The 13,992-nt window shown below is 28.4% G+C and carries 13 protein-coding genes and 1 pseudogene; 13 read left to right on the top strand and 1 reads right to left on the bottom strand.

Translation table 11 applies throughout. The features are described 5' to 3' along the window. Window positions 1-28: 28 nt before the first annotated feature. The 9 genes from ftsY to ylqF all read left to right on the top strand — a co-directional run bounded on the left by ftsY (window position 29) and on the right by ylqF (window position 6,705). Window positions 29-1,282 carry a signal recognition particle-docking protein FtsY gene (gene ftsY / locus I4U66_RS04355; protein WP_195928521.1) on the top strand — a complete coding sequence of 418 codons (1,254 nt, stop codon included), beginning with the start codon at window positions 29-31 and terminating at the stop codon, window positions 1,280-1,282. Window positions 1,283-1,416: 134 nt separating this feature from the next. Beyond that, on the top strand, window positions 1,417-1,785 hold the full coding sequence (ylxM, locus tag I4U66_RS04360) for a YlxM family DNA-binding protein (protein WP_092924525.1): 369 nt from the start codon (window positions 1,417-1,419) through the stop codon (window positions 1,783-1,785). Then, the gene (gene ffh, locus I4U66_RS04365; protein ID WP_092924527.1) at window positions 1,782-3,134 is read left to right on the top strand and encodes a signal recognition particle protein; all 1,353 of its coding nucleotides are present in this window, start codon (window positions 1,782-1,784) and stop codon (window positions 3,132-3,134) included. The genes ylxM and ffh overlap by 4 nt, the downstream gene beginning before the upstream one ends. 34 nt (window positions 3,135-3,168) lie before the next feature. After that, a complete protein-coding gene (gene rpsP, locus I4U66_RS04370) occupies window positions 3,169-3,435 on the top strand; it encodes a 30S ribosomal protein S16 (RefSeq protein ID WP_071119726.1) in 267 nt (88 codons plus the stop codon). A 24-nt stretch (window positions 3,436-3,459) separates the two neighbouring features. Continuing rightward, window positions 3,460-3,687: a KH domain-containing protein gene (locus tag I4U66_RS04375; RefSeq protein WP_092924529.1), complete on the top strand. Its 228-nt coding sequence runs from the start codon at window positions 3,460-3,462 to the stop codon at window positions 3,685-3,687. A gap of 126 nt (window positions 3,688-3,813) precedes the next feature. After that, window positions 3,814-4,326: a ribosome maturation factor RimM gene (gene rimM / locus I4U66_RS04380; RefSeq protein WP_330383710.1), complete on the top strand. Its 513-nt coding sequence runs from the start codon at window positions 3,814-3,816 to the stop codon at window positions 4,324-4,326. A gap of 8 nt (window positions 4,327-4,334) precedes the next feature. Beyond that, window positions 4,335-5,027 (top strand): tRNA (guanosine(37)-N1)-methyltransferase TrmD, encoded by a 693-nt coding sequence (trmD, locus tag I4U66_RS04385; RefSeq protein ID WP_092924531.1) that lies wholly within the window; start codon window positions 4,335-4,337, stop codon window positions 5,025-5,027. A 98-nt stretch (window positions 5,028-5,125) separates the two neighbouring features. Beyond that, window positions 5,126-5,470 (top strand): 50S ribosomal protein L19, encoded by a 345-nt coding sequence (gene rplS / locus I4U66_RS04390; protein ID WP_092924533.1) that lies wholly within the window; start codon window positions 5,126-5,128, stop codon window positions 5,468-5,470. Window positions 5,471-5,808: 338 nt separating this feature from the next. Further along, on the top strand, window positions 5,809-6,705 hold the full coding sequence (ylqF, locus tag I4U66_RS04395) for a ribosome biogenesis GTPase YlqF (protein WP_092927408.1): 897 nt from the start codon (window positions 5,809-5,811) through the stop codon (window positions 6,703-6,705). 67 nt (window positions 6,706-6,772) lie between these two features. Here ylqF and I4U66_RS15015 read toward each other — a convergent pair. Further along, window positions 6,773-6,853 (bottom strand): annotated as a pseudogene (locus tag I4U66_RS15015) (DUF2922 family protein); the annotation flags it as partial. Between the two features lie 734 nt (window positions 6,854-7,587). On the opposite strand from I4U66_RS15015, the gene I4U66_RS04405 reads away from it, so the two are divergent. The 4 genes from I4U66_RS04405 to brnQ all read left to right on the top strand — a co-directional run bounded on the left by I4U66_RS04405 (window position 7,588) and on the right by brnQ (window position 13,834). Beyond that, window positions 7,588-9,660, top strand: coding sequence for a methyl-accepting chemotaxis protein (locus tag I4U66_RS04405; RefSeq protein ID WP_176698650.1), 2,073 nt, complete (start codon window positions 7,588-7,590; stop codon window positions 9,658-9,660). Between the two features lie 585 nt (window positions 9,661-10,245). Next, entirely contained in the window at window positions 10,246-10,665 is a 420-nt protein-coding gene (locus tag I4U66_RS04410; protein ID WP_242871302.1) for a MarR family winged helix-turn-helix transcriptional regulator, read from the top strand. A gap of 13 nt (window positions 10,666-10,678) precedes the next feature. Next, entirely contained in the window at window positions 10,679-12,052 is a 1,374-nt protein-coding gene (locus I4U66_RS04415) for an MATE family efflux transporter (RefSeq protein ID WP_092924537.1), read from the top strand. 480 nt (window positions 12,053-12,532) lie between these two features. Next, window positions 12,533-13,834 (top strand): branched-chain amino acid transport system II carrier protein, encoded by a 1,302-nt coding sequence (brnQ, locus tag I4U66_RS04420; RefSeq protein WP_092924539.1) that lies wholly within the window; start codon window positions 12,533-12,535, stop codon window positions 13,832-13,834. Window positions 13,835-13,992: the final 158 nt, after the last annotated feature.

Raw genomic sequence — 13,992 nt, forward strand, 5'->3', positions numbered from 1 at the left:
GTTAAAATAACATTTAGGAGGAAGATAAGTGTTTAAGAAGTTATTTAATTTTGGAAAGAAAAAAGAAGAAAATAAAGAAGTTGAAGAGTTAGTAAGTGAAGAAAACTTAATTGAAGAAGATATAAAAGAAGTAGATCTTATAGAAGAAGCTAGTAAAGTAAATGAAAAAGTAGATACAGAAGAAACTGAAGTTATAGAAGAAACTATAAAAGAAGATGAAGAAGATGTAAAAGATTTAGAAGAAGAATTTATTGAAGAAAAAATAGAAATAGTAAATGAAAGTAAAGAAACTAAAGATGAAGTTAAAGATGAATCTATTGAAGAAATAGAGGTAGTAGAAGAAGTACAAAAACAACAAAAAGAAAAGAAAGTTAATATATTTAATAGATTAAAAGAAGGTTTAACTAAGGCTAAAAAAGGTATAACTGATAGAATAGATGATGTATTAAAATCATATACAAAAGTAGATGAGGAGTTATTAGAAGAATTAGAAGAAATTTTAATAACTGCTGATGTTGGTGTTAATACTACAATGAATATAATAGATAGCCTTAGAGATAAGATAAAGTCTAAAGGTATAACTGACCCTATGGATGTAAGAAATGAACTTAAAATAGTAGTAGAAGAATTACTAGGTGAAGAAAGTCAAAAGCTAGATGTTAGTCATTCACCTACTATAATACTTATGGTTGGAGTAAATGGTGTTGGTAAAACAACTACTATAGGTAAATTAGCTAATAGATATAAAGCAGAAGGTAAAAAAGTTTTACTTGCAGCAGGAGACACATTTAGAGCCGCAGCTATAGAACAATTAGAAGTATGGGCAAATAGAAGTAATGTAGATATAATAAAACATCAAGAAGGAGCCGATCCAGGTGCAGTAATATTTGATGCAGTTAAAGCTGCAAAAGCTAGAAAAGTAGATTTATTAATATGTGATACAGCAGGAAGACTTCACAATAAAGCTAACCTTATGAATGAGTTAGGAAAAGTATTTAAAATAGTTGATAGAGAATTCCCAGAAGCTAAAAAAGAAGTATTATTAGTAGTAGATGCAACAACAGGTCAAAATGCAGTAGCACAAGCTAAGACGTTTAAAGAAGTTGCTGATATAACAGGAATAGTATTAACTAAGCTTGACGGTACTGCTAAGGGTGGCGTTGTACTTGCAGTTAAGAGTGAAGTAGATGTACCTGTAAAACTTATAGGTGTAGGAGAAAAGGTAGAAGACTTACAAGATTTTGATGCAAAAGCATTTTCAGATGCATTATTTGGGAACTAAATTAGCAAAAGTAAAATGTCAATAATAAAGCAAAAAATAAACTAATTCTATATTGACAATACTTTATATATGATATAAAATACAATGTGTAAAGTAATTAACCTTTACAGTAATTTACTGGGAAGTGTAAAGAGATGAATATAGAAAAAATGGTTGAGATTGGATTGTTGTTTGAACAATACAAAGAACTACTTACTGATAAACAGCGAGAAATAGTTTCACTTTACTACGAAGAAGACTATTCTCTAGGTGAAATTAGTGAAAATCTGAATGTATCAAGACAAGGAGTATATGATACTCTTAAGCGTTCAGAAAAAATATTAAAAGACTACGAGAGTAAATTAAATTTAGTTCATAAACATAAAGAACAAGAAAATTTTGTAAAAAATATACAAGATAAAATTGTTGACATTAAGCAAAATTTATTGCAAAATAGAGATTGTGCTAATTTAATCCCTAAGCTAGAAAATATAGAAGATGTATGTAGGGAGATGTTAAAATGATATTTGAAGGATTATCAGATAAACTGCAAGGAGCACTTGATAAACTAAAATCTAAAGGTAAATTAACTGAAAAAGATGTAAAAGATGCTATGAGAGAAGTTAAACTTGCTCTTTTAGAGGCTGACGTTAACTTTAAGGTTGTAAAAGATTTTATAAAGAAAGTGCAAGAAAGATGTGTTGGACAAGAAGTTATGCAGAGTTTAACTCCGGCACAACATGTAATAAAAATAGTAAATGAAGAGCTTACAAGCCTAATGGGTGATGTAGCTAGTAAAATAGTAATATCTCCAAAACCACCGACTATAATAATGATGGTAGGTCTTCAAGGTGCAGGTAAAACAACTACATCTGGAAAGCTTGGAGGATATTTCAAAAAACAAGGTAAGAGACCTTTACTTGTTGCCTGTGACGTTTATAGACCAGCGGCTATAAAGCAGTTACAAGTTGTTGGAGAAAAGTTAGATATACCAGTATTCAACATGGGTGATAAGGAAAATCCAGTAAACATAGCAAAAGCAGGATTAAGTCATGCAATAAAAAATAACAATGACTTAGTTATAATAGATACAGCAGGTAGACTTCATATAGATGAAGCATTAATGGATGAGTTAAAATCTATAAAATCTGAAGTTAAACCTCATGAAATACTGTTAGTAGTAGATTCAATGACAGGACAAGATGCAGTTAATGTTGCAGAAAGTTTCAATGAAACTCTTGGTGTTGATGGAGTAATACTAACAAAACTAGATGGAGATACTAGAGGTGGTGCGGCACTTTCAATAAGAGCTGTAACGCAAAAACCTATAAAATTCATAGGTATGGGTGAAAAATTAGATGATTTAGAACCTTTTCACCCAGATAGAATGGCCTCAAGAATATTAGGTATGGGTGATATACTTAGCTTAATAGAAAAGGCACAAGAAAATATTGATTTAGACAAGGCTAAGGAATTAGAAGAAAAGATTAAAAAACAAGAGCTTGATTTTGAAGATTTCTTAGAACAAATGGAGCAAATTCAAAATATGGGTCCTCTTGATAAGATACTAGGCATGATTCCAGGTATGGGTAATATAAAAGACCAACTTGGAGATGTAGATTTAAATGGTAAAGAAATGAAAAGAACTAAAGCCATTGTTCAATCTATGACAAAAGAAGAAAGAAAAGACCCAAGTATACTAAATGCTTCTAGAAAAAGAAGAATAGCTAAAGGTAGTGGAACTACTGTTCAAGATGTAAACAGACTTTTAAAACAATTCAATGAAATGAAGAAGATGATGAAGATGTTTACAGGCTCTCAAAAAAGTATGAAGAAAAGGGGCGGTTTTGCCGGACTTCCTTTCTTTAGATAAATAAGTAAAATAAAAATTTTCGGAGGTGACTGTAATGGCAGTTAAAATAAGATTAAAAAGAATGGGATCAAACAAAAAACCTTTCTACAGAATAGTAGTAGCGGATTCTAGATCTCCAAGAGATGGAAAATTCATAGAAGAAATAGGATACTACAACCCAGTTTCTCAACCAAAGCAAGTTAAAATAAACGATGAGAAAGCTGTTAAGTGGTTATCAAATGGTGCTCAACCAACTGACACTGTAAAGACTTTATTAGTTAACAATGGTGTTATGGAAAAGTTCGAAGCTTCTAAAAAATAATAAGCTTTATTAGGAGATGAGTATATGAAAGAGCTAGTGTTAGAGATAGCTAAAGCTCTAGTTGACAATCCTGAAGCTGTAATAGTTGAAGAAGTCAGACACAATGAGGAAATAACATTAAAACTAAAAGTTTCTCAGGATGACATGGGAAAAGTTATCGGAAAGCAAGGTAGAATAGCTAAGTCTATAAGGACTGTTGTAAAAGCCGTTGCTAACAAAGAGAATGTTAAAGTTTCTCTTGATATAGTTTAAAAGGATTAGGTATATACCTAATCCTTTTAATGTATTAAGAACTTATAGACTATAGTTTTATGGTGCATAATATATAATAAAATTATAGAAAGAACATATAAAATATTATCTTTAAGGAGAATGATAATGACACAAGTAACACATTTTAAAATAGGAAAAATAGTCAATACACAAGGGTTAAAAGGTGAAGTTAGAGTTTATAGTTATACTGATGATATAAATAGATTTGATGATTTAGAAGAATTTTACATAGGAAAAGACAGAGAAAATCCTTTAGAAGTTGAAAGAGTAAGATATAAAGGAAATATGGTAATAATGAAAATAAAAGGTATCGATAGAATAGAAGATGCAGAAAAATTAAGAGATAAATTTATATATGTATCTAGAGAAAATTCTAGAGAACTTGATGAAGATGAATTCTTTGTGGCTGATATGATAGGAATGGATGTAGAAACTGTCGATGGGCAATATGTAGGGAAATTAGCAGAAGTTTTACAATATGCTGCTAATGATGTATATGTTGTAAAAGATGAAAATAACAAAGAATATTTAATCCCAGCTGTTATGCAGTTTGTACCTACTATAGATATTAATGAGAAGAAAATGATAATAAATCCTATAAAAGGTATGTTAGACTAGGTGATAAAATGAGATTTCATATAATGACATTATTTCCTGATATATTTAACTCTTATATGAGTGAAAGTATAATGAAAAGGGCTATTGAAAAAGGAAAAATAGAAGTATTTATATATAATATTAGAGATTTTTCAAATAGTAAGCACAAAAAAGTAGATGATTACCCATTTGGAGGGGGAGCAGGTATGGTTATGACTCCTCAACCTATATATGATACGTATAAACATATTATTGATACTCATGGTATAAATAATCCTAGAGTAATATATCTAACACCTAAAGGTAAAGTGCATAGCCAGTCCATAGCACAAGAATTTTCTACAGAAGAAGATATAATATTACTTTGTGGACATTATGAAGGCATAGATCAAAGAATTATAGATTTAATAGTAACAGATGAAATATCTATTGGAGATTATGTATTAACAGGAGGAGAGTTACCAGCTCTTATATTGATAGATTCTATATCAAGGTTAATACCAGGAGTACTAAGCCAAAATGAATCTTTTGAAGAAGAATCTTTCAAAGATAATTTATTAGAGTACCCTCATTATACTAGACCTAGAGAATTTATGGGGTTAGAAGTGCCGGATGTTTTATTATCTGGAAATCACAAAAATGTTGATAATTGGAGACATGAACAGTCTATAAAAATAACTAAAGAAAGAAGACCAGACTTGTACAAAAAAGCTTGTAAATAAGTTTAAAGTATAGTATAATTTTAAATGTTGAAAAAACGGGCATTCCTCTGTTACGTTGGTCAGTAATTAAGAATGTCTATGATATCAGGAGGAAAAAAATGAACGAAATATTAAGATCATTAGAGCAAGAGCAATTAAAGAAAGAAGTTCCTAACTTTGGACCTGGGGACACAGTAAGAGTACACGTTAGAATAGTTGAAGGTAAAAGAGAAAGAATACAAGTATTCGAAGGTGTAGTATTAAAGAGACAAGGTGGAGGAATAAAAGAAACTTTCACTGTTAGAAAAATATCTTTCAACGTTGGTGTAGAAAGAACTTTCCCAGTTCACACTCCAAGAATAGAAAAGATAGAAGTAACTAGAAAAGGTAAAGTAAGAAGAGCTAAGTTAAACTACTTAAGAGGTAGAGTAGGTAAAGCTGCTAAGATAAAAGAAGCTAGATAATTAAACTTTACTATAGATAAAAAGGACTGATTTACAGTCCTTTTTTTATATATAAAATATTATTATACAAGGAATTATAGAAATATCTATAGATTTTTCACATGAAATTTATGCTTATTATTAATCAAACATTAGGAAGTATGTAAAAGTATAATATGCTAGTTTTTTCTCTATATATAAAGAGGTTTAAAAAATATACGTTATAGTTATAATAGAAGTAATGCAGTATCAAATATTAAACAAGCAAATAAAAAAATATTATGGTATAATAGATAAGTTGAAATAAAATGAGCGAATTAATATAAAAAGGAGTGATAATCATGGCAAGAGGAGATAAAATGAGGACCGATTATGATGAATATCTAAGAGACGATAATTTACATATAAACTGGTATCCAGGACACATGAAAAAGACTAAGGACTTAGTTAGAGATAATTTAAAATTAGTAGATGTTGTAGTAGAACTTTTAGATGCTAGAATACCATTTAGTAGTAAAAATCCAGATATAGACAAACTTGCAGGAAATAAACCAAGAGTTGTTATATTAAATAAAAGTGACTTAGCAGATAGAGCAAAGCTTGATAGATGGATAAAATACTATAAAGAAAAAGGTATAAAAGCTATACCAATAGATACTATTAAAGGTATGGGTCTTAATAAATTAATAGATGAGTGTAAAAATGTAACTAAAGATAAGATGGATGCATTAAAAGAAAAAGGTAGAAAAGAAAGACCTATAAGAATAATGATAGTTGGAGTACCAAACGTAGGTAAATCGTCTATAATAAATAAATTAACAGGTAGAAAAAGTACAGTAACAGGAGATAAGCCAGGTGTTACTAAAGGTAAACAATGGGTAAGATTAAAAGGAAACCTAGAATTATTAGATACACCAGGTATACTTTGGCCTAAATTTGAAGATCAAGATGTAGCCCTTAATTTAGCGTTTTGTAGGGCAATAAAAGATGAAATACTAGATATTGATACACTTGCTTTAAGACTTATAGGAAAGCTTATGGAGATAGAGCCAGAAAAATTAAAAGTTAGATATAAGTTAGAGGAACTAGGTAATAGTGATATAGAAACTATGGATATGATAGGACGTAAAAGAGGATTTGTAACAGGAAGAAAAGAGTTAGATTATACTCGTATAGCAACTACTGTATTAAATGAGTTTAGAGATGGTAAAATAGGAAAAATAACTTTAGAGGTTCCAGAAGATATAAAAAATTAAGGTTCTGTTAGAAAACTTTGTAATTAGTATACTTAATTAAAAACAAGGTAGAGCAAAAGCTCTACCTTTATTTTTTACCTAATATATTTTTAGAAAGTATAATAGACATAGCTGTTTTTATTTCTTCTTCTGTCAAATCTACTTTAGGCTCATCTACTGATCCATTTTATCTGATGTAATTTTAAAACTCATTAATAATTTCTTTTTAATTTCTATAAAATTATTCTCTATAAATTTTAATTATACAAAATGAGCGAAGTGAATTTTTATTAGGATAATATTGAATTATCTATTTTAATACTTCTAATAATGTAAAGTTTTTAAGTGATAATATAACTCCTACTGTATGTACACCATCATTGAGTGAACATGGGTTTATATTTGAATAAGTCTTATTTTTTACTATTATCTTACATGTTTCTTATTTTTTACTATTATCTTACATGTTTCTTAATTTTTATACAATCAAATCTTAGTTTTAATCTTAATGAATTTTTAGTTACTGTTACTACCATATTTGTTTCTCATTTTAAGTTTTACTTGTAGCTGTTGCTTATACTTATATAGTACTAGGGACGCTGTACATGTAATTATAAGGTATATTTTAAACTTTTGTAGTAGAAATAGTTATTAATAAGTCTAAATAAATTATAGAAATGTCCGTATTATTAACCATAATATGGAAATTATATTATGATATTTAGCACAAAACAAAATCAACAAATCTTAAATGATTTAATGAGAGCAAATTTTAATATGGAAGGTTTGAGGTGAATAAATTATTTGGAATGAGTATATTTAAAATCTAATGATTTATAATGCAGGGTTATCTAATGAAAAGAATGGATGAAAATAAGTGTGATAAGAGGAGGAAGGCAATTAATGGAAACTAAGTTATGGCATAGGATAAAAGGTAAAAGCAAAAGCAAAAGTATAAAAAATCAACTAACTTTGATAATAGTAAGTTTTTCAGTTATAAGTTGTTTACTTTTAGGTACTGTTACAAGTTACTTAAATTATAAGAGTGCTAACAGTGTATTATCAAAAACCATAGTAGAAACTACTAAGCAAGCAGCACAAACTGCAACTCAAAAAATTACAAATATAAAAAATGCAACAATTCAAACAGGTATTATTAAGGAAATTTCAGACCCAAAAGTAAGTAAGGAAGAAAAAGAAAGTATTATAGATAGACAAGAAAAATTATATGGAATGAAAGTGGGTCAAATAATAGATACAAATGGAAAAGATATTTTTAGTGGAAACGATTACTCTGACAGAGATTACTTTAAAGCTTCTATAAATGGTAAGGCATATTTAGGTAGTCCAGTTCTTAGTAAGGTAACAGGAGAGAATATACTAGTAGTTTCAGCACCTATTTGGGAAAATGGAGTAGAAAATAGTAAAGTTGTGGGAGTTGTAACTTTTGATTTAGATAAAGATTATTTAAATGATATAGTTAGAGGCATAGATATAAGTGAAAATAGTTATGCTTATCTTGTAGATAATCAAGGAACTACAATTGCTCATAGAGATGCAAGTTTAGTTAATGCAAAAAATACTATAAAAGAAGCAGAAAGTAATGAAAGTCTAAAACCTTTTGCACAAGCAGATGAAAAGCTTATCTCAGGAGAAACAGGATTTTCTGATGCAAATTTAAATGGTGAAGATTGGATTTTAGGATATGCCCCAGTAAAAAATAGTAATGGATGGGGTATGGGTATAATGGTAAACAAAAGTGATTTCCTTGGTGAGATGTATAAATCAATCATATATACAGGAATATTGACTGTAGTAGTTACAGTTTTAGCTATATTTGTGGCTATAAGATTCTCTAAAAAAATAGGAAATCCACTAAAAGAATGTAGTGAAAGATTAAATAAGTTAGCTCAAGGAGATCTAAACTCAGAGGTCCCAGTTATAGATGAAGAAAATGAGATAGGTCTAGTAGCAGATGCTACATATAAAATAGTTAATGATTTTAGAAGTATGATAAATGCTTTAACATATATATTAACAGAAGTTAGTGATGGCAATTTAGATATTCATGCAGATAGCGAAGAATACAAAAATCTATTTGTAAAAGACTTTGAGCCTATATTAATAGCTTTAAATAAAATAGTATATGATTTAAATAACACTTTAATACAAATAAATGAAGCTGGTGAACAAGTAGCAGTTAGTTCTTATCAATTATCAGAAGGAGCACAAGTACTTTCTCAAGGTACTACAGAACAAGCAAGCTCAATTGAAGAACTTTCAGCAACTATAAATGAAGTTTCATCACAAATAAAAGAAACAGCAGAACATGCATTAAGAGCAAAGGATATATCTCTAGAAGCAAGTAAGGCAACAGATAAAAGTAAAGAACAAATGAAAGAAATGATTACTGCAATGGATGATATAAATACTACATCAAATGAAATAGGAAATATAATTAAAAATATTGATGATATAGCATTCCAAACAAATATATTAGCACTTAATGCAGCCGTAGAAGCAGCACGTGCTGGAGAAGCTGGTAAAGGATTTGCTGTAGTTGCAGATGAAGTTAGAAATCTTGCTGCTAAATCTGCACAAAGTGCAAAAGATACAGCAGAATTAATTGAAAAATCACTTAAAGCTATAGAAAAGGGGACTATAATAGTTTCAGATACTGCTAAATCTCTTGAAGCAGTAGTTGAAGGCGCTAAAAATTCAGCAAATGTTATACAGTATATAGCAGATGTAAGTAATGAACAAGCTAATCATATAAGTCAAGTAAATGTTGGTGTTGAACAAATATCTGTAGTTGTACAAACTAACTCAGCAACTGCTGAAGAAAGTGCTGCTGCAAGTGAGGAATTATCTGCACAAGCTCAAATGTTAAAGGAACTTATAGGTAAGTTTAATTTAAAAGATGAAGAAAATAAGTACTTTGACGGAAAAATATCATTTAGTGATGAACAATTTTAATCAACCAATAATAGGATATTAATATTTTATACAATATAAAATATAAGCTTAAAATATTTACGTATATAAAAAGTTGCTCCCTTAAATTTAAAGGAGCAACTTTTTATTTTAATTAGGCTATATTAAAGAATTTTGTGATAATTTAGCATAAAAATAACTACAAATAGCAGTATTTATAATTAATAGTTTATCTTAGTAATATATTTAAAATTCTTAATGTATTAACTAAGATATTTGATGAAGAACCTAATTGTTTTTAGACCAATCACTATTATTTATTTTTTTGCGTTTTCTTGATAGCATCTATTTCTTTTATGAAAAATTCCATTAAGGTTATATATTTATTTTTACAGTTTTTGTTCACATGTATATATTGACATTTCGGGATTTGTATCCTTTAAAAAAACTACTTTCTATGAAATATAGTTGGTATTTGTATTACAACATGTTTTGAGCTTAAGTGATTTAATTAAAGTTAAAAAATTATATAATAAAATAGTTGCAATAACAACTAAAATGAGATATACTAATATAGTTGTCTATGCAACTACTCTAAAATATGTGTTATATTTAGGTGGTGATTTTTTGGGTAAAAAACGAGAACATATAGGTAGATATATATCTCAAATATATAGAAAAGGTAATTCATTTATATCAAAGGGATTAAATGAATTAGGAATAGGTTCTGGGCAAGTTATGTTTTTATTAGAACTTTATAGACAGGATGGTAGAAATCAGGAAGAACTATCAGATGTGTTAAATATAGATAAAGGAACAACTGCAAGAGCGATAAAGAAGCTAGAAGAACAAGGATTTTTAATAAGAGAAAAGAACATAGATGATAAAAGAGCATATAAGGTATATTTAACAGATAAAAGCAAAGACTTAAAACATGATATTTATACAATAATGTCTAGTTGGGAAGAAATTATAACGTCTAATTTAGACAAAGAAGAATCAGAAAATATGATTATATTATTAAAAAAAATATGTAGTGCAATATAAAGGAGGGAAAATTATGAAAAATGAACAAATATTAGGAACAGAGTCCATTGGTAAATTATTACTAAAATATTCAGTTCCAGCTATTATAGGTATGATGGTAAATGCACTTTATAATGTAGTAGATAGAATATTTATAGGTAATATACCAGGTGTTGGACCATTAGCTATAACTGGTGTTGGGGTATGTCTTCCTATAATGACTATAATGTTAGCTTTTGCAATGTTGGTAGGTATAGGAGCTACTACTAATATATCTATAAAATTAGGTCAAGGAAAAAAAGAAGATGCAGAAAAAATTATAGGAAATAGTATAACTTTATCAATAATAATAGGGTTATTAATAAGTGTATTTGGTATAGTATTTGGAGATCAAATACTTAGAATATTTGGTGCAAGTAGTAGTACAATTGGTTATGCGAAATCATATATATATATAATTTTAGGTGGTACTATATTTAATGTACTAGCGTATACATTAAACAATACCATCAGAGGTGATGGAAATCCAAAACTTGCAGCATTAATAATGATAGTAGGATGTATGACAAATATAGTTTTAGACGCAGTATTAATATTTGGATTTAAATTAGGTATACAAGGAGCAGCTATTGCGACAGTAACATCTCAAATAGTAACTGCTTTATGGGGTCTTATGTATTATGCAAGAGGTAAATCTAATCTAAAGTTTCATAAGTCTAGTTTAAAGCTAGATAAACATTTAGTTGAAATAATATTTGCTATAGGGTCAGCACCTTTTGCTATGCAGCTTGCTACAAGTCTAGTTCAAGTTATATCAAATAATGCTTTAAAGATTTATGGAGGAGATTTAGCTATAGGCGCTATGGCTACAATATCGTCTATATCAATGATATTCTTAATGCCAATATTTGGTCTTAACCAAGGTGCCCAACCTATAATAGGATTTAATTTTGGTGCAAGAAAATATAAAAGAGCAAATAAAGCTTTCAAGATATCTGCATTAATATCTATAGTTATATTAACTGCAGGATGGATATTAATACAAACTATACCAGATGTTATAGTAGGAATGTTTAATAAAGATCCTAAGCTTATGGAAGTATCAATTAATGGAGCTAAAATATATCTATTAATGATACCTATAATAGGAATATCTATAACAGGATCAAACTATATACAATCTATAGGTAAGGCTAAAATAGCAATGTTCTTAAGTTTACTTAGACAATTTATATTACTTATGCCTATGATTATGATTCTTCCAAAATTCTTTGGATTAGATGGGGTTTGGTATGCTCAACCAGTAGCAGATTTTCTAGCAACTGCAATAACAGCATTTGTTTTATATAGAGAATTAAAAGCAGAAAAAGAAGATGAAAAAGTACACAAACAAGAAGCTGTAATTTAATGAAAAAGCATAGATAATTATCTATGCTTTTTTTTACATTCTTTTAGATATTTTTATACAAAATAATAAAAAAATTTAGAAATATAAAATAACGCTCAAGCTATTGAAAATAGTAAGAAAACGTTATTAAAATATAATTGTAAAAAATAGAATAGTTAGAAAAATAACAAAAATGAATTGACAGTATTAAACCATATATTGTAAAATTTAAATAAGATTAAAAAATATACTGAAAATATTGAAAAAGGTAATAAAAAATATGAAATAGGGAAAGATATTTGTAGAAAAATGATGCAATATAAATCAAAACTGAAAATATACAGAATATTTAAAAAAGTTAGTATATTTTTAATATTGTTGACGTTTTGAAAATAAAGATGTTATACTTAATTCGAAATATTAAATAATTTATTAATATAAAAATAATTTAATATTTAAACTTATCTATGTAAATTCGAAGGAATTTAAGGGGGCGTTAATATGAACAAAACAACTAAAGATGTAGTAGTTGTAGGATTTGCACTATTTGCCATGTTCTTTGGAGCAGGGAACCTAATATTCCCTCCATATTTAGGAGTAATATCAGGATCTAGTTGGCTAATAGGATTTGTAGCATTTATACTAGCCGATGTAGGACTTGCATTACTTGCAGTAACAGCATCAGCAAAGTGTAATGGAGAAGTAAGTAAAATTCTGGGAAGATCAGGAAAAACATTAGCAATAATTTTAGGTTCAGCTATAATGATATGTCTTGGACCATTATTAGCAATACCAAGAACAGCAGCAACAACTTTCGAAATGGGAGTTCACCCTTTATTTAATGGATTTAATCCGGTATTATTCTCAGTAATATTCTTTGCTATTACATTTGTACTAACTATAAAGCCATCAAAAGTTGTAGACATAATAGGCCAGTTTTTAACACCAGCATTATTAGTAGCTTTAGGTGTTTTAATAGTTAAAGGGATAATATCTCCATTAGGCGAAATAAATCCAAGTCCTATGATTGATGGAGTATTTGCCGAAGGAGTTAAGCAAGGATATCAAACAATGGATGCGTTAGGTGCAGTAGCACTTTCAACTGTTGTAATAAGATCTCTTGTAAATAAAGGATATACAGAAGAAAATCAAAAAGTTAAGTTAACATTAAAAGCAGGAATGGTTGCAGCTTTAGGTCTATGTTTAGTATATGGAGGACTAACATATCTTGGAGCTACAGTTTCTAAAATATATGGAGTAGATGTATCTCAAACATCTTTAATAGTAGAGATGACTGCATCTTTACTTGGACAACCAGGAAAAATAATACTAGCACTTATAGTAGGTTTAGCATGTTTAACGACAGCTATAGGTCTTACATCAGCTACTGCTCAATACTTTGAAAAAATAACTAATGGAAGATTAAAGTATGAAGTTATAGTTACAGTAGTTTGTATATTTAGTGCAATAGTTTCAAATTTTGGAGTAAGTACAATAATACAATTCTCAGCTCCAATATTAGATATGATATACCCAGCGACAGTTGTATTAGTTATAATGACAATATTCGGTAAAAGAATTAAAAATGATAATGCATTCAAAGGTGCCACATATGCTGCATTACTTATAAGTGTATTAACTGTTGCTAATTCAATGGGAATATCAATACCACTTGTAACAAAATTACCTTTTGCACCACTAGGATTTAACTGGATAGTTCCAGTATTAATAGGAGCATTAGTAGGTAACTTTATACCACCATCTAAAGATTTATCAAGTGCTGATATTAATAGAGTTGGATAAAATAAAAAATCGTTGGTTTAATTACCAACGATTTTTTATTTTATAAATTTATAAGGTATAAATATATAAACAATGAACTATATTATAGTTTATCAAATATATGTTAATATATTAATAGAAGGAAATAAAAATATATATTTATATATAAATAGACAATA

Source organism: Romboutsia sp. D33t1_170424_H2, from assembly GCF_015669105.1.
GTDB lineage: Bacteria > Bacillota > Clostridia > Peptostreptococcales > Peptostreptococcaceae > Romboutsia_C > Romboutsia_C hominis.

Excerpts from the sequence above, each read along its gene's own strand:
- ylxM (WP_092924525.1), top strand. The coding sequence starts at position 1,417 with ATGAATATAGAAAAAATGGTTGAGATTGGATTGTTGTTTGAACAATAC.
- ffh (WP_092924527.1), top strand. The coding sequence starts at position 1,782 with ATGATATTTGAAGGATTATCAGATAAACTGCAAGGAGCACTTGATAAA.
- rpsP (WP_071119726.1), top strand. The coding sequence starts at position 3,169 with ATGGCAGTTAAAATAAGATTAAAAAGAATGGGATCAAACAAAAAACCT.
- I4U66_RS04375 (WP_092924529.1), top strand. The coding sequence starts at position 3,460 with ATGAAAGAGCTAGTGTTAGAGATAGCTAAAGCTCTAGTTGACAATCCT.
- rimM (WP_330383710.1), top strand. The coding sequence starts at position 3,814 with ATGACACAAGTAACACATTTTAAAATAGGAAAAATAGTCAATACACAA.
- trmD (WP_092924531.1), top strand. The coding sequence starts at position 4,335 with ATGAGATTTCATATAATGACATTATTTCCTGATATATTTAACTCTTAT.
- rplS (WP_092924533.1), top strand. The coding sequence starts at position 5,126 with ATGAACGAAATATTAAGATCATTAGAGCAAGAGCAATTAAAGAAAGAA.
- ylqF (WP_092927408.1), top strand. The coding sequence starts at position 5,809 with ATGAGGACCGATTATGATGAATATCTAAGAGACGATAATTTACATATA.
- I4U66_RS04405 (WP_176698650.1), top strand. The coding sequence starts at position 7,588 with ATGGAAACTAAGTTATGGCATAGGATAAAAGGTAAAAGCAAAAGCAAA.
- I4U66_RS04415 (WP_092924537.1), top strand. The coding sequence starts at position 10,679 with ATGAAAAATGAACAAATATTAGGAACAGAGTCCATTGGTAAATTATTA.
- brnQ (WP_092924539.1), top strand. The coding sequence starts at position 12,533 with ATGAACAAAACAACTAAAGATGTAGTAGTTGTAGGATTTGCACTATTT.